The following is a 16,179-nucleotide window of genomic DNA, read 5'->3' as shown; positions in this document are numbered from 1 at the left end:
CCGTCACGCCGATATTGTTCGCGGGTGATTTCGGTCCAACACATGTTGTGCTCCCCTCGAGTCTTCGCAAACACGAAGGAATCACAACGGGCTGAAATCACTCAACTTTCTTTTTCGGTCAGGCTCTCAGGATGAGGGTCTGCTGGCAGCAAGCTAGGCGGCTGCTATAAGCCCCTTCAATGATCCGCTCCTTTCTCACCGTATCTTCGGGAACGCTGGCGTCGCGGCTGCTCGGGTTCGCGCGCGATTCCGTGTTGGCGGCGCTACTCGGCGCGGGCGCGGTGGCGGATGCGTTTTTAGCGGCGTTTCAGCTCGTCAATGTTGTCAGGCGGCTATTGACCGAGGGCGGGCTGAACGCCGCGCTGGTGCCGGCGTGGCTGCGCGTGCGCGAGAGCGGCGGCGCGGTCGCGGCGGCGGCGTTTGCCGGGCGCGTGCTCGGCAGCATCGCAATTATCCTGATCGTTGCGACCGCGCTGCTGGCGCTGGTGATGCCGCTTGCGATGGCCGTGCTGGCGCCGGGGTTTGCGGGACGCGAGACGCTGCAGCTTGCGACAGACAATGCAAGGCTGATGCTGCCGTACCTCGCCTTCGCCGGGCCGGTGACTGTCATGATGGCGCTGCTCAACGCGCGGGGGCGCTTTGCACTGACCGCGTTCTCGCCGCTGCTATTCAACATCGCGCTGATAGCAGTCATGGCCGTGCTGCTGGCGGCAAGGCCGGATGCGGCACGCGCCGCGCAGATCATTGCCGCCACCGTCGGCGTTGCTGGGCTGTTGCAGCTCTCCGTGCTAGTGCTGCGGCGGGGCGCGGCCATCGCAACGCCACTGCGCATTTCCTTCGACAAGGAGATGCGCGGCTTTCTCGCCAAGGCCGCGCCAGGCATGATGGCGTCGAGCGCGCCGCAGCTTCTGATGGTGGCCGGCGCGATCATCGCATCATCCTCGCCGTCGGCGGTGTCGTGGCTCTATTTCGCGGGCCGGTTGGTCGAGCTGCCGCTCGGCATTGTCGGCGTTGCCATGGGCACGGTGCTGATCCCGGAACTGACGCGCGCGGTTCGTGGCAATGATCATGCCGCCGTGGCGCATGCGGAATCGCGCGGCCTCGAACTCGCCGTTGGTCTGGCGCTGCCGGCGACGCTCGGGCTGATCGTGCTGAGCGAGCCGATCGTGCGGCTATTGTTCGAGCACGGCGCCTTCACCGCTGATGACACAAAGGCCACCGCCCACGCGCTGATGTGGCTGACGCTGGCGCTGCCCGCGCATGTGCTGGTGAAGGCATTGTCGCCCGCGTTCTTTGCGCGGGAGGATACGATGACGCCGCTGGTTGCCGCACTGCTCGGCGTCGTGCTGGCCGTCGGGGCGGCCTTCCTGCTCAGCCATTGGTACGGCACGGAGGGCATTGCGGCGGCGATTGCGCTTGGCGCGTGGAGCATGGCGTTCAGCCTGATCCGCCGCGGCGCGAAGACGTTTGGATTCTCGATCGATGCTGACGCGCGACGGCGGCTGCCGCGCATCGTCCTCGCCGCGCTCGCGATGGGCGCGCTGCTGTGGCTGGCAACGCAGTCGCTGCTCACCCCGGGCGCGCATGGCCTTGTGCAGGCTGTCCTGCTGCTGGCGGTGATCGCGGCGGGAATTGCGATTTACGGCCTGTTCTTAACGTTGTTCGGCGTCGCCGGCTGGCGCGACGCGGCTAACGCCTTAAGTCATGGTCGTTCCGACCCCTCATCCTGAGGAGCCGCCAACGGGTCCTCGCGCAGCGCGGCCCGATGACAGGCTCCGCGGCGTCTCGAAGGATGAAGGCCCGTCTGCGGCCTCATGGTTCGAGACGCGCGTTCCGCGCTCCTCACCATGAGGGGCTCGAACCGCTCCCTAGCGGCTTGCACAGACACCGCTCGCGTGGCAAACGACGGCGCGAAACAGGCATCCGATACAGGATCCTTGGGGAAGCTGACAATGGCTTTTGTTGAACGGGTTTTTTCCGGCGTCCAGCCGACGGGCAATCTGCATCTCGGCAATTACCTCGGCGCGATCGTCAACTTCGTGAAGATGCAGGAAACCCATGACTGCATCTATTGCGTCGTCGACATGCACGCGATCACGCAAGGCGTCGACGTCTGGGGTGGTCCGGCGGAGCTGGCGCGCAACACCCGCGAGGTCACCGCGGCCTTCATCGCCGCCGGCATCGATCCGAAGAAACACATCGTGTTCAACCAGAGTCAGGTCGCCGGCCATGCCGAGCTCGCCTGGATCTTCAATTGCGTGGCGCGGGTCGGATGGCTCAGCCGCATGACGCAGTTCAAGGAGAAGGCCGGCAAGGATCGCGAGAACGCCTCCGTCGGGCTCTACGATTATCCGGTGCTGATGGCGGCGGACATTTTGCTGTATCGCGCCACGCATGTTCCTGTCGGCGAGGACCAGAAGCAGCACCTGGAGCTGTCGCGGGACATCGCGCAGAAATTCAACAACGATTTCGGCGATTCGATACGCGGCCACGGCTACAACGACGGCCTGTTCTTTCCGCAACCGGAGCCCTTCATTACCGGCCCGGCAACGCGGGTGATGAGCTTGCGCGACGGCACCAAGAAGATGTCGAAGTCGGACGCCTCTGATAATTCGCGGATCAACCTGACCGACGATGCTGATATGATCGCGCAGAAGATCCGGAAAGCGAAGACCGATCCGGAACCGCTGCCCTCGGAGGAAAAGGGGCTGGAAAACCGGCCCGAGGCCGACAACCTCGTCGGCATCTATGCGGCGCTGGCCGACCGGAACAAAGCCGACGTGCTCCGCGAATTCGGCGGCGGGCAGTTCTCCAGCTTCAAGAACGCGCTGGTGGAACTTTGCGTCGCAAAACTTTCGCCGATCGCCTCCGAGATGAAGCGGCTGGTCGCCGACCCCGGCCATGTCGACAAAATCCTGGTCGACGGCGCCGACCGCGCCCGCACTATTGCCGATGAAACCATGCGTGCGGCGCGGGATATCGTCGGGTTTATCCGAAAGCGCTAGAACGTATCGGTTCACCCTCCCCTGAAGGGGGAGGGTCGGCTCACATGAGCGAAGCGAAATGTGAGACGGGGTGGGGTGATCTCTCCGCTCGGGCACTGCTGGATGTGGAGAGACCGTCACCCCACCCCGCCGCTCATTTCATGAGCGTCGACCCAAGAGCGAGCTCCGCTCGTCTCGGACCCCTCCAGGGGAGGGTAAGATTCCATCGCCGCGAGATTGAGGAACAGCGACGCCGCTTGTCGAAGGCGGCTGCGTCGTGGCAGCATGCGGCGGTTTGGCGCAGCACCGGGATATGCATGACCACCCAGCGACGAAGCTACGAAACGGGTCACAAGCCAAAATGCCTTGTCATCGTTGACGACACTGCGGAGTGGGACCGAGCGGTATATTACGCCAGCCGCTGGGCGGTACGCGTCGGCGGCGGCGTGGTGATGCTGCGCATCATCGCGATCGAGGATCAGAACCAGCAATGGCTTGGTGTCGCCGACCTGATGCGCGCCGAGGCCGAGGACGCCGCCAACGAGGCGCTCGACCGCGCCTCCGGCCGCGCCAACGGCATTGCCGCGATCACGCCGGAGCGTGTGATTCGCGAAGGCGACCCGACCACCCAGATCCTCGACGTCATCGACAAGGACGTCGATATTTCGATGCTGGTGCTGGCGGCCAATCCCGGCCCCGAGGGCCCCGGGCCCCTGATCAGCATGATGGCCCAGGTCGCCGGCTCGTTCCCGATTCCGGTCGTCATCGTGTCCGGCGATCTAACCGATGCCGAGATCGACGGGCTGTCCTAAGGCTTGATTTACCTGCAGAATTGCGGTCTGCGCCTCTTGATCGTGCGCGCCCCGTCGCCATCTGCTACATCAGACCCCACGCGCCGGCCTTGAACCGGCGACGCCGGAGAAAACCAATGTTCATTCAGACTGAAGCTACGCCCAATCCCGCCACGCTGAAATTCATTCCGGGCCGCACCGTGCTCGACACCGGCACGATGGAATTTTCGAGCCGCGAAGCCGCCGCCCGCTCGCCGCTTGCCGAACGGCTGTTTGACGTATCAGGCGTATCCGGCGTGTTCTACGGCTACGATTTCGTCACCGTGACCAAGACGGATGGCGACTGGCAGCACCTTAAGCCCGCCATCCTCGGCGCCATCATGGAGCACTATATGTCCGGCGAGCCGCTGCTCGCCGACGGCACTGCGGGCAATGACGAGGCGGCAGACGAGGAAGGCGAATTCTTCAACGAGACCGACGCCGATACGGTGGCGACCATCAAGGATTTGATCGAGACGCGGGTGCGCCCCGCCGTGGCCAATGACGGCGGCGACATCACCTTCCGCGGCTTCAAGGACGGTGTCGTCTATCTCAACATGAAGGGCGCGTGCTCCGGCTGCCCGTCCTCGACGGCGACGCTGCAGCACGGCATCCAGAACCTCCTGAGGCATTTCGTGCCCGACGTGGTCGAAGTCCGGCCGGTGTGATCGGCTGGCGATCCTCATGGTGAGGAGGCGCGAAAGCGCCGTCTCGAACCATGAGGCCCCACCGGTGCCATTCATCCTTCGAGACGGCGCTTACGCGCCTCCTCAGGATGAGGTCTAGCAGGCGTGCGGTGGGCAAAGCGCAAGCGCGCCCACAGCGACTCCTGACATGACGTGACGATTGCGCGTCTGCTATACCTCCCCTCATGCTGATCCTTTCCATCGATACCGCGCTCGATGCCTGCGCCGCGGCCGTGCTCGACACCAGCGCGGGCGGGGCCATTGCGCTGGAATCGCAGCCGATGAAGCGCGGTCATGCCGAAGCCTTGATGCCGCTTATCGCGCGCGTCATGAAAGCGTCCGGCATTGCCTTTGCCGCGCTCGACCGCATCGCCGCGACGACCGGTCCCGGCAGCTTTACCGGATTGCGCGTCGGACTTTCCGCCGCCCGCGGCATTGCGCTCGCCGCCGGCAAGCCGGTCGTCGGCGTGACGACGCTGACCGCCTTTGCTGCTCCCATCGTCAGCGCCAACAGCGAACATCCGGTGATGTCAGCCGTTGATGCGCGGCATGATCATGTCTACTTCCAGGTGCTGGGCGGCGACGGCCGTTCATTGATCAACGCGAAAGTAGCGCCGATCGTGGAAGCACTCGACGCGGCGCGTTTCGGCGCGCCGCATCTGGTCGGCAATGCCGCGAACATTCTCGCCGACCGCTGGCCGGCCGATGCGCCGCCGCCCTTCAAAGTCGATCAGCAAGCCGCGCCCGATATTGCCTGGGTGGCGTGGCTGGGCGCCGCGGTCAATCCCGAGACGTCAGCCGCCCGCCCCTATTATCTGCGCGCGCCCGACGCCAAGCCGCCGAAGGATCCGCTGCCAGGCGCCGCGCAGCCGCCGGCATCATGATGACGTGGTTCTCCGATTGGTGGGGCGGCGGCACGGCGGTGATCGAATCGGCCGGTCCGCGCGACGCGGCGCGTATGGCGCAACTGCATGGCGCATCGTTTCACCGGGGCTGGGGCGAAGGCGAATTCGAGGTCATGCTGACCGAGCGCAACACGCTCGTTCACCGCCTCAGACAAGGGCGCAAGATCATCGGCTTTGCGGTGTCGCGCATGGCTGCCGACGAGGCGGAGCTGTTGTCGATCGCCATCGACGCGACTGAGCGTGGCCGCGGCCTGTCACGCAACCTGTTGCTGACGCATCTCGGCCATCTCGCCGGCCGCGGCGTCCGCAAGGTCTTCCTCGAGGTTGAAGAAAACAATCAACCGGCGCGGCGTCTGTATGAATGGGCCGGATTTGAGGTCGTTGGCCGCCGGGAACGCTATTATCAGCAGCCCGGCGGGGAGCAATTGAACGCACTTCTGATGCGGCGCGACTTGTCGTAATATGCGCGGGGTGGCAAAACGCCCCCGACCTGCTCGCCAAGGCGTTAGAGATCATGCCCGTACTGAAATCCCCGTCAGCGCACAAGAATACCGGCATCGAGGCCCGCTGCGCCGCCACCGGCATGCGCATGACCGAACAGCGCCGGGTGATCGCGCGCGTGCTGGCCGATTCGGTCGACCATCCCGACGTCGAGGAGCTTTACCGGCGCTGTGTCGCGGTCGACGACAAGATCTCGATCTCGACGGTGTACCGCACCGTCAAGCTGTTCGAGGACGCCGGGATCATCGAGCGGCACGATTTCCGAGAGGGGCGGGCGCGCTACGAGCAGATGCCCGACAGCCACCACGACCACCTGATCAACCTGCGCGACGGCAAGGTGATCGAGTTCACCTCCGAGGAGATCGAGAAGTTGCAGGCCGAGATTGCCCGCAAGCTCGGCTACAAACTGGTCGATCACCGGCTGGAACTGTATTGCGTGCCGCTCGACGAAGACAAAACCTAGTTTTTCGTGAACCACTTTTCGTGAATTTCGATCTCATCATTTTCGACTGCGACGGCGTGCTGGTCGACAGCGAAGTTATTTCCTGCCGCGCGCATGCCGAAATTCTCAGCCGCCATGGCTATCCGATCACCTCCGAACAGGTCTTTCATCGCTTCCTCGGCCGCTCGACGCGCCAGGCGAATATGGAAGTGGAGGCTGAACTCGGCCGCGCCCTGCCCGACGATTTTCACGTGCAATTGCAGGACGAACTGTTCCGGTCGTTCGAAGCTGATCTGGAAGCCGTGCCGCACATTCACGCCGCGCTGGATGAGATCAGCCAGGCTATCTGCGTCGCCTCGAGCGGATCGCATCAACGCATGCACGTCACCCTCGGCCGCAGCCGGCTCTACGATCGCTTTGCGCCGAATATTTTCTCGGCCGCGCAGGTCACGAACGGCAAACCCGCCCCCGATCTGTTTCTGTTTGCTGCTGAGCAGATGCACGTCACTCCGGAACGCTGTGTCGTGATCGAGGACAGCGTTCCCGGCATCGCCGGCGGCCGCGCCGCCGGAATGACCGTGTTCGGCTTTCACGGCGGCAGCCATTGCCGCCCCGGCTATGGGGACAGGCTGCGCGATGCCGGAGCGGTCGCTGTTTTCGACGATATGCGGCAATTGCCCGGGCTCATTAGGAAGATTGGGGTTGAGGCGGCGCCGAACCAGACTGGGTACTGAGGATCGGTCAATGTCCGCTGTGCTTCATAAAGCAAATCTTCACCGACACTTTCGGTATGTCCGCTGAGGAGATTAGCCGCACCCGTTGGATGGAGAGGGTTGCAGATCAGATCGTCGCCAGATTGGAAGGAACCACTGAATATCGGTGGACGTTTTCCTGTGTCTCTGATTTCGAGCGAGAAACAACCTCAAGCAGGAGGTTCAGATGTCTACACACGTAGTGACCGCAACAGCATTCGCCCTTATCCTTGCGTCGCCAGCGTTTGCTGATTGTAACCACGAACTGAAGGCGCTCGAACCCAACATCGTTTCCGCGGGAACGGGCGCGAGCCCGAGCGAATCGGGAATGCCGGGGACCAAGCACCAAGAGGAGGTTCTGGCCGGTAAGCAAAAAAGCGCTGAGCCCGAAACCACGGGATCAACGGCAGCGGCCGTGCAGCCCACTTCACCGCATCAGGAGCAAGTCATTAGCAAGAGCAGCACCCAGAGAGCCGAACATGCCAACCAACTGATGGCCGACGCCCGCAAGATGTCTGAAGCTGGTGACGAACAAGGGTGCATGAAGAAAGCCGCAGAACTCAAGGACGTCCTGGGAATCAAGTGAGCGTCAATTGCCGGGTGCACAAAACTGGCAATGTCCTGGATTATCGGCTTTCACGGCGGCAGCCATTGCCGGGGAAGATATGGCAGGCAATTGCATCACGCCGGGGCGGCCGTGATCTTTGACGATATGCGCCGGCTGCCCGATCTCATTGCGCGCGTCGGTCGAAAGGCCGGCTAAGAAGTACCGCTACCGGCCCGCGTTCCCCGGATGCTGCGCGGCGCCAACAGCGCGTTCACGCGCGTCTCGACGCGCTATGGCTTGCGGCGTGGTGCGCTGCTGATCCGGGTTCCACACCCTGCGCTGGGTCCCGGCTCTGCGGTGCCGCGCTCCGCGTCCGGGGCACGCGGGTACCTTGCCGCGAGTTAACTGGGCGCGGGACCCGCGGGTGATATTTTCAGGTGACCTGCGCGAGGGGAGCGGCGCATCCTGAAACTACCCGACAGCCAGATACTGAAGACGGTCTTGCCGCTCTCGCTCATCGTAGCGCTGGCCGCGCTTGCGCGCACCTGGCAGCTTTCGCAGAACGATTTTGGAAGACAGTACTACGCCGCAGGCGTGCGCAGCATGCTGGATAGCTGGCACAATTTCGTCTTCAACTCGTTCGACCCTGCCGGCTTTGTCTCCATCGACAAGCCGCCCGTGGCGATCTGGCTGCAGGCCGCCAGCGCCAAGCTGTTCGGCTTTGGCGCGCTTCCGATCCTGCTCGCGCAAGTGATAGCGGGATTGGCCGCAGTCCTGATCATCTACGTTCTGGTGCAGAAATATTGGGGCCGGACGGCTGGCGCTCTGGCAGCACTGTCGCTCGCGCTCAGCCCGGTCAATGTCGCCGTCGACCGCTCCAACAATACCGATAGCTGTCTCATCCTGGTGCTGTTGGCCGGCGCATGGCTGGGGATGCGCGCAGCCGAAACCGGCCGGCTCGCGCTGCTCTGCGCCGCGATGGCCGCGATCGGCATAGGCTTCAACGTCAAAATGGGAGCCGCGCTGGTGCTGGCTCCGGTACTGGCCTTGACGTTCAGCCTCGCCCGGCCGGCCGCCCCCGTCACCTGGCATCTTGGGCGGCAAGCCATTGCGGGCGTCGTCCTCGTTGCCGTCTCGCTGTCATGGGCGATCTTCTTCGATCTCACGCCGGCCAAGGATCGGCCCTATGCGGGCAGCACCAGGCACAATTCCATGCTGGAGCTTGCCTTGGTGCATAACGGAGCGGCCCGCTTCCTGGCGATGTCCGCGCCCACAGGCAGTCCGGCAAACTCCCAAGCCACTGTCTCGGGCGAGACGGCGCCGGCAAGCGCGGAAGTTCGGCAACAGTCCGTTCTGACGGACGACTCGCCGACCGGCCTTCTCCGCCTGTTTCGGCTAAGGGCCGCAACGCAGTTCGCCTGGCTGCTTCCGCTCGCGCTCGCGGGCCTTGTGCTCGCCTGGTCAGAGGCATGGGGGCCGGGCGCGCCGGCGTCACGCCGCATCAGCGCCGCTGTCTGGACCGGCTGGCTCGCGATGTACTGGATCGTGCTCAGCTTTGCGGGTGGATTGATCCACACTTACTACGTGGCCGTGCTTGGTCCGCCGCTCGCCGTATTTTCGGGCATCGGCGTCGCCGGGCTTTGGTCGAGATGGGAGGCGGGCAAGCCGGGGCGGATATACCTGCCGTTGATCATTGTGGCTACGGCCGGGTGGCAAGCCTATCTTTGCGCGGCGCAGTCCGACAGAATCGGATCCGACTGGCTCAGCCTGACATGGCTGACGGCGATCGGGATCGCCGCGATCTGCGCTGCCGTCCTTTATACATTTCCGCAGCGGAGCAAATTGGCGAAACTCAGCGCCGTCACAGCCATCGGCGCGCTGCTCGTTTCGCCGGCATTGACCGCCGCAAGGGTCGTTCTGAGGCGCCCGAACATAGCGACGCCGGTCGCCAACATGACCGCGCTGCTCGTGTCGCCGGATACCGAGCGTGCGGCATTGCGGACATCGCGGCTGGAAGCCGCCCGCCAGAAGCTCACCGGCTACCTGATCGCCAACCGCGAGGCTGCAAACTTTCTCGTCGCAGTTCCCAACGCAAACGTCGCCGCTCCCCTCATTATCTCGACCGGTATGCCCATCATGGCGATGGGCGGATATCTCGGCGACGATCCGATCCTGACGCCTTCCGACATCGAACGGCTGGTTTCGGACAGGCAACTGCGCTTCGTAATGCTTGGCGGATTTACCCTGGCACCGGCAAAGCAGGCGGCAGCGCTCGATCCGATCGCGCGATGGGTGCGCGCCAACGGCCGCGCCGTCGATCCAAAATTGTGGCGCCTGTCGGGGCCCTCGAGCAGCACCCCCTACCGCATCAACCTCGGCAGCGAATGGGTGGAGGTTCCGCCGCCCGAACTGTTCGATCTCTGGAATAAGGCGAACTGAGGCTGCCGTCATTCCGGGGCGCGCAGCGAGTTCAGGGCGCAAGGCCGCCCCATTTCGATGCTGCGCGTCGCCCCGGAATGAGCCAAACACTGGCTTTTTGGCCATTTAGGCTATATCTGAGCCCCAGCCGCCGCCAGGGCGCCATTTCCACCAGATTCAAGGTTCCATGAAGCCGCCGCGCAAGCTGCATATCAAGTCATATGGCTGCCAGATGAACGTCTACGATGCGCAGCGCATGGTGGACACGCTGGCTCCTGAGGGCTTTGTCGAGACGGAAAGCGCTGACGAAGCGGATCTGGTGATCCTCAACACCTGCCATATCAGGGAAAAGGCCTCCGAGAAGGTTTACTCCGAACTCGGGCGGCTGCGCCTTGCCAAGGACGAGGCGGCGCGCCAGGGGCGCGAGATGCGCATCGCCGTCGCCGGCTGCGTTGCGCAGGCCGAGGGCGAGGAGATCATCCGCCGCGCGCCGACCGTTGACGTCGTGGTCGGCCCGCAGAGCTACCACCATCTGCCGCAATTGCTGGCGCGCGCGAAAAGCGAGGGCCGTGCGCTCGAGACCGAATTCCCGGTCGAGGACAAGTTCGGCTTCCTCCCCGCCCCTGGGCCGAATGCGATCCGCGCGCGCGGCATCTCCGCTTTCGTCACCGTGCAGGAAGGCTGCGACAAATTCTGCACCTTCTGCGTGGTGCCCTATACGCGCGGCGCGGAAGTCTCGCGCCCGGTCGCCAAAATCGTCGACGACGTAAAGCGGCTGGCCGATAACGGCGTGCGCGAGATCACGCTCATCGGCCAGAACGTCAACGCCTACCACGGCGAAGGCCCGGACGGCCGGACCTGGCCGCTCGGCAAGCTGTTGCAACGGCTTGCCGAAATCGACGGTATCGTGCGGCTGCGCTACTCGACCAGCCATCCCCGCGACGTCGAGGATTCGCTTGTAGCGGCCCACCGCGATCTCGCGGCGTTGATGCCGTTCGTCCATCTTCCGGTGCAGTCCGGGTCCGACCGGATTCTCGCCGCCATGAACCGCAAGCATACCGCCGATGATTACCGCCGCGTCATCGACCGTTTTCGCGCCGCCCGCCAAGATATTGCTTTTTCATCGGATTTTATCGTCGGCTTCCCCGGCGAAACCGAGGGAGAATTCGCCGCGACCCTCGCACTTGTCATGCAAATCGGATACGCTGCGGCCTATTCGTTCAAATATTCGCCGCGGCCCGGCACGCCGGCGGCGGACATGCAGGAGACGGTGTCAGCGGCTGAGATGGACGAGCGATTGGTGCGGCTCCAGGAGTTGATCGACAGCCAACAATCGGCCTTCAACAAGGCCATGATTGGCAACACCGTCGATGTGCTGTTCGAACGCGCGGCCCGCAACCCCGGCCAGATCGTCGGCCGCACCGCGTACCTTCAGCCCGCGCACGTGTATGCCTCCCCTGACATCATCGGTCAGGTGCTGCCAGTCTCGATCGCCAGCCTTGAGCGCTACAGCCTGCTCGGCGAACTCGCCGGCGCTTCGATGCGGCCGGTCTCTTCGACACTTTCAACCATGACCAGTTCTTCTCTAGAAAATCGGGGAGCCTGAACCCTTGCCAAAAAGCGCATCGGATTCGTCTTCACTCGCTCCCAGCCGCAAATTTGACCGCGACATGCAAATTCCGCCCGAGACCCAGGTCGTCATCGATTTCGACGACAACCGCGCCGCTTCCGCCCTCGTCGGTCCTTACGGCCAGAATCTGGCGATGGTCGAGCGGCGGCTCGGCATCGTCGTCGATTCCCGCGGCAATCACATCACCATCGCCGGCTCCCGCGACGGCTGCGACGCCGCGCGGCGCGTGCTGGAGGCGCTCTATGCGCAGGCTTTGCAGGGCCACGATCTCTCGCAGGGCGAAGTCGAGGGCGCGATCCGCGCCGTGCTCGCGCAGGGCTCGCTGTTCGAGTTCGACGCCAAGACCGCCAAACCCTCGTTCGAGACCATCAACCTGCGCAAGCGTCCGGTGCGGGCACGCACCGCCGCGCAGGACTCCTACATCCGCGCGCTGAAGCGCCACGAGATGGTGTTCGGCATCGGCCCGGCCGGCACCGGCAAGACCTGGCTTGCGGTCGCGCATGCCGCACAATTATTCGAGCGCAAGGAAGTCGATCGCATCATCCTGTCGCGGCCGGCGGTCGAGGCCGGCGAGCGGCTGGGCTTCCTGCCCGGCGACTTGCGGGAAAAGGTCGATCCGTATTTGAGGCCGATCTACGACGCGCTCTACGATTTGATGGATTCGCGCATCGTCGAGCGCGCACTGCAGGCTGGCGAGATCGAGATCGCGCCGCTGGCCTTCATGCGCGGCCGCACGCTGACCAATGCCGTCATCATCCTGGACGAAGCGCAGAACACCACTTCGATGCAGATGAAGATGTTCTTGACCCGGCTCGGCGAGAACAGCCGCATGATCATCACCGGCGATCCATCGCAGGTCGACCTGCCGAACGGGCAGGCGTCAGGACTTGCCGAAGCCGTCAAGCTGCTCGACGGCGTCGAGGGCATTGCGCAGGTGAAATTCACCGCGGAAGACGTCATTCGCCATGAGCTGGTGGCGCGGATCGTCGCCGCCTATGAGGGGTTGCCACAGAAACCGGCAACCGGAAAATCTTGACCCATGAATCTTCGGCCGTGGACCTGCTGCAGGCAGGCCGCGGCCGTAACCCCAACTCTGAAATGCAAAGCGCTGGAACGCCCGTGTCGTCCGCCCTTCCCCTTACCGAGGTTCTCGTCGTCGCCGATTGCTGGCAGACGGAGCCGGAAGCCGAGGCGGTGATCCATCGCGCCATCACTGCTGCGGCCGAAATCGCCGATGCCGATGTCGGCGAGGCCGAACTCGCGGTGATGCTGACCGATGATGCCGGAATCCGCACGCTGAACAGCAACTGGCGCGGCATCGACAAGCCGACCAACGTGCTGTCGTTTCCGGCGCTGCAGCCGACCGCAGCCGCGCCGGCGGACGCGCCGCGTATGCTCGGCGACATTGCGATCGCCTATGAGACCACGCGAAAAGAGGCCGATGACGAAGAAAAGCCGTTCGATCATCACCTCAGCCATCTTGCGGTGCACGGCTTCCTGCATTTGATCGGATACGACCACGAGAAAGATGACGACGCCGAAGCCATGGAAAGTCTCGAACGAGAGATCCTCGCCCAGCTCAGCATTCCCGATCCCTATGCGGACCGGGAGCGGGTGCGCTGAAATGCCGGACTCCGACCCGATACAAGACAATCCGCGCGACACGCGCAATCTGCCGGTGGTAGTGCAAGAAGGCGAAGTACTGCGTCCGGCCGCCGACAATTGGCTGATGCGCGCGATCCGCACGCTGTTCGGCTGGAGGGCGGGGTCGGTGCGCGCCGATCTTCAGGTCGTGCTCGACGCCTCCACCCCCGATGATGTCGGCTTCTCCGCGATCGAGCGCACCATGCTGCGCAACATCCTCGGGCTGAACGAGCGGCGCATCGCCGATGTGATGGTGCACCGCGCCGACATCGTCGCGGTCAAGCGGGATATTCCGCTCGGCGAACTAATGAGCCTGTTCGAGAGCGCGGCGCATTCGCGGCTGGTGGTCTACAACGAAACGCTCGACGACCCCGAAGGCATCGTTCACATCCGCGACCTCCTGGCCTTCATGACCGCGAGGGCGCGCGTCGGCGATACGGCCAAGCCGAAGCGCAAAAAGCCTTTCCCGGCCGGCCTCGACCTGCGCGCGGTCGACCTCGCGATGCCGCTCGCTGACGCCAACATCATTCGCAAGCTGCTGTACGTGCCGCCGTCGATGCGAGCGATCGACCTGCTGGCGCAAATGCAGGCTTCGCGCATCCATCTGGCGTTGGTGGTGGACGAATATGGCGGCACCGACGGGCTGGTGTCGATCGAGGACATCGTCGAGCAGATCGTCGGCGAGATCGACGACGAGCACGACAGTGACGAGCCGCCGTCGATCGTCCGGCAGGGAGACAACGCATTCATCGCGGACGCCCGCGCCAGTCTGAAGGATGCGCGCAAGATGATCGGCGAGGAATTCGTCACCGGTGAGGCCGGCGAGGAAGTCGAGACGCTTGGTGGCTATCTGGTGGCGCAGGTCGGCCGCCTGCCGCTGCGCGGCGAAGTCATTGCGGGCCCGGGCAATTTCGAAATCGAGGTGCTCGATGCCGATCCGCGGCGGGTCAAGCGGCTGCGGATCGGGATACGGAAAGAGCGTCCGGTAACGCGCGCGACGCGCGAGCGTAGCCGCCGCGAGGCCGCACCCGATACCAGCACGCCGCCGACCAATGACAATACGCCGCCGAGTCCCGGCGATGGAGCCGGCTCGCAGTGATCTCAACCAGTAAATTCCGTACGGCGGGACTTTCGATCATCCTGGCCTGGGGCTGGAAGCGTGCGATCATTGCGCTTGTCGCGGGCGCGCTGTCACTGCTTTCGATGGCGCCGTTCAATGCCTGGCCGGTACTGTTCGTGACCTTTCCGGTCGCGGTCTGGCTGATCGACGGTGCGGCGGCCGGAAAACGGCGCGGCGTGCCGGCGGCGGCGATGTCCGGTTTCTGGTTCGGGCTCGGCTATTTCGTGCCCGGGCTTTACTGGATCGGCAACGCCTTCCTGGTCGATGCACCGACTTTTGCCTGGCTGATGCCGTTCGCGGTGCTCGGCCTGCCGGCCTATCTTGCCTTATTCCCGGCGCTCGGCTTCGCGCTGGCGCGCCTGATCTGGACGAAGGACGGTTCGCGGGTGCTGGCGCTTGCGATCGGACTCACGGTCAGCGAATGGCTGCGCGGCTATTTGCTGTCGGGATTCCCATGGAATGCCTTCGGCTACGCGCTGTCGGAGCCTCTGGCGCTGGCGCAGACGGCGTCGCTGATCGGGCTGTGGGGCATGACGTTCCTTAGCGTCGCGATCTTTGCCAGCCCGGCGGTGCTGATCGACGGCTCCTCACGCGGCCGGAAGCCCTGGATCGCGCCGGTGGCGGCGTTGTCGCTGCTCGTGGCGATGGGCGTTTACGGGGCCGCGCGGCTGTCGCTGCGACCCACCGCGATGACCAAGGTCAAGCTGCGCATCATGCAGCCGAACCTGCAGCAGGACGTCAAATTCAACTACGCCGCCAAGGCGGAGGTAATGCAGAAATACCTTGCTCTGTCCGACCGCGCCTCAGGACCGCATTCTACCGGCGTGCGCGACGCGCAGATCCTGATCTGGCCGGAATCGGCTTTCCCGTTCTTCCTGACGCGGGAGGCCGACGCGATGGCGCAGATCGCCGAGCTCTTGCCGAAAGGCACCGTGCTGATGACCGGCTCGGTGCGCGCCCCGGACGGACCGCCCGGCGCCCGCGTCAGCCGCGCCTACAACTCAATATATGTGATCGACCATGACGGCGGGGTGCTGTCGGTTTACGACAAGCTGCATCTGGTGCCGTTCGGCGAATATCTGCCGTTCCAGGAGTGGATGGAAAAGCTTGGCTTTGTGCAGCTAACAAAAGTGCACGGTGGCTTCATTCCGGGCACGCGGCGCCGCGCGATGGAGATACCGAATGCGCCGAGCGCGCTACCACTGATCTGTTACGAAGCGATTTTTCCCGGCAATGTTGCAGCGCGTGACGATCGCCCCGGCTGGATCATTAACCTGACGAATGACGGTTGGTTTGGAAATTCGACGGGCCCCTATCAGCACCTGCAGCAGGCGCGCCTGCGTGCCATCGAGGAAGGGCTGCCGATAGTGCGCGCCGCCAACACCGGTATCTCGGCGGTGATCGATCCCTCGGGGCGTGTTGTTGCACGGCTCGGCCTCGGCATCGAAGGCGTGCTGGACGCCAGCCTGCCGTCGGCGCTGCCGCCGACCATTTATGCTCGTCTTGGAGATATCCCGGCCGCGGTCATTGTGGCCGCTGCACTCCTGCTCGTCATCCGACGCCGCGTTGCAAAGCGCGCTGCCTGAGATTTGCGCGTTACAGGTTGTCACTGGTTTACTAAAAACGCTGCCTGCGCGGTTCCACCTGTTGACATCGCGGCTGCGATTCGCTTTCTGCGGTTGCAAGCTAATTAAACAACCAGTCACTTCGTTGCTCAGAT

At 64.1% G+C, this 16,179-nt stretch carries 16 protein-coding genes; all 16 read left to right on the top strand.

Annotated elements, in window-relative coordinates; all coding sequences use genetic code 11:
• Positions 1–179 precede the first annotated feature (179 nt).
• Positions 180–1,730, top strand: coding sequence for a murein biosynthesis integral membrane protein MurJ (gene murJ / locus GWE18_RS39065; protein WP_275190863.1), 1,551 nt, complete (start codon positions 180–182; stop codon positions 1,728–1,730).
• 222 nt (positions 1,731–1,952) lie between these two features.
• Positions 1,953–3,005 (top strand): tryptophan--tRNA ligase, encoded by a 1,053-nt coding sequence (trpS, locus tag GWE18_RS39060; protein WP_275190862.1) that lies wholly within the window; start codon positions 1,953–1,955, stop codon positions 3,003–3,005.
• A gap of 296 nt (positions 3,006–3,301) precedes the next feature.
• Positions 3,302–3,796 (top strand): universal stress protein, encoded by a 495-nt coding sequence (locus GWE18_RS39055; protein ID WP_275190861.1) that lies wholly within the window; start codon positions 3,302–3,304, stop codon positions 3,794–3,796.
• 116 nt (positions 3,797–3,912) lie between these two features.
• On the top strand, positions 3,913–4,482 hold the full coding sequence (locus GWE18_RS39050; protein WP_275190860.1) for a NifU family protein: 570 nt from the start codon (positions 3,913–3,915) through the stop codon (positions 4,480–4,482).
• Between the two features lie 203 nt (positions 4,483–4,685).
• Positions 4,686–5,384, top strand: coding sequence for a tRNA (adenosine(37)-N6)-threonylcarbamoyltransferase complex dimerization subunit type 1 TsaB (tsaB, locus tag GWE18_RS39045; RefSeq protein ID WP_275190859.1), 699 nt, complete (start codon positions 4,686–4,688; stop codon positions 5,382–5,384).
• Complete coding sequence (gene rimI / locus GWE18_RS39040) at positions 5,381–5,866, top strand: ribosomal protein S18-alanine N-acetyltransferase (protein WP_275190858.1); 486 nt, start codon at positions 5,381–5,383, stop codon at positions 5,864–5,866. The genes tsaB and rimI overlap by 4 nt, the downstream gene beginning before the upstream one ends.
• Positions 5,867–5,919: 53 nt before the next feature.
• Positions 5,920–6,369, top strand: a complete 450-nt coding sequence (locus tag GWE18_RS39035) for a Fur family transcriptional regulator (RefSeq protein WP_275190857.1) — start codon at positions 5,920–5,922, stop codon at positions 6,367–6,369.
• A 20-nt stretch (positions 6,370–6,389) separates the two neighbouring features.
• The gene (locus GWE18_RS39030) at positions 6,390–7,082 is read left to right on the top strand and encodes an HAD family hydrolase (RefSeq protein ID WP_275190855.1); all 693 of its coding nucleotides are present in this window, start codon (positions 6,390–6,392) and stop codon (positions 7,080–7,082) included.
• A 205-nt stretch (positions 7,083–7,287) separates the two neighbouring features.
• Positions 7,288–7,686: a hypothetical protein gene (locus GWE18_RS39025; protein ID WP_275190854.1), complete on the top strand. Its 399-nt coding sequence runs from the start codon at positions 7,288–7,290 to the stop codon at positions 7,684–7,686.
• A gap of 30 nt (positions 7,687–7,716) precedes the next feature.
• The gene (locus GWE18_RS39020; RefSeq protein WP_275190853.1) at positions 7,717–7,863 is read left to right on the top strand and encodes a hypothetical protein; all 147 of its coding nucleotides are present in this window, start codon (positions 7,717–7,719) and stop codon (positions 7,861–7,863) included.
• A 285-nt stretch (positions 7,864–8,148) separates the two neighbouring features.
• Positions 8,149–10,086: a glycosyltransferase family 39 protein gene (locus GWE18_RS39015; protein WP_275190852.1), complete on the top strand. Its 1,938-nt coding sequence runs from the start codon at positions 8,149–8,151 to the stop codon at positions 10,084–10,086.
• A gap of 166 nt (positions 10,087–10,252) precedes the next feature.
• Complete coding sequence (miaB, locus tag GWE18_RS39010) at positions 10,253–11,671, top strand: tRNA (N6-isopentenyl adenosine(37)-C2)-methylthiotransferase MiaB (protein WP_275190851.1); 1,419 nt, start codon at positions 10,253–10,255, stop codon at positions 11,669–11,671.
• A gap of 4 nt (positions 11,672–11,675) precedes the next feature.
• Positions 11,676–12,731: a PhoH family protein gene (locus tag GWE18_RS39005; RefSeq protein WP_082645829.1), complete on the top strand. Its 1,056-nt coding sequence runs from the start codon at positions 11,676–11,678 to the stop codon at positions 12,729–12,731.
• A gap of 83 nt (positions 12,732–12,814) precedes the next feature.
• Positions 12,815–13,318, top strand: a complete 504-nt coding sequence (gene ybeY, locus GWE18_RS39000) for an rRNA maturation RNase YbeY (protein ID WP_275190850.1) — start codon at positions 12,815–12,817, stop codon at positions 13,316–13,318.
• A 1-nt stretch (position 13,319) separates the two neighbouring features.
• Entirely contained in the window at positions 13,320–14,438 is a 1,119-nt protein-coding gene (locus GWE18_RS38995; RefSeq protein ID WP_275190849.1) for a hemolysin family protein, read from the top strand.
• Positions 14,435–16,045, top strand: a complete 1,611-nt coding sequence (gene lnt, locus GWE18_RS38990) for an apolipoprotein N-acyltransferase (protein WP_275190848.1) — start codon at positions 14,435–14,437, stop codon at positions 16,043–16,045. The genes GWE18_RS38995 and lnt overlap by 4 nt, the downstream gene beginning before the upstream one ends.
• Positions 16,046–16,179: the final 134 nt, after the last annotated feature.

Source organism: Bradyrhizobium sp. CSA112 (assembly GCF_029051645.1).
Classification (GTDB): domain Bacteria; phylum Pseudomonadota; class Alphaproteobacteria; order Rhizobiales; family Xanthobacteraceae; genus Bradyrhizobium.
This window is presented reverse-complemented; position numbering and strand designations above follow the sequence as displayed.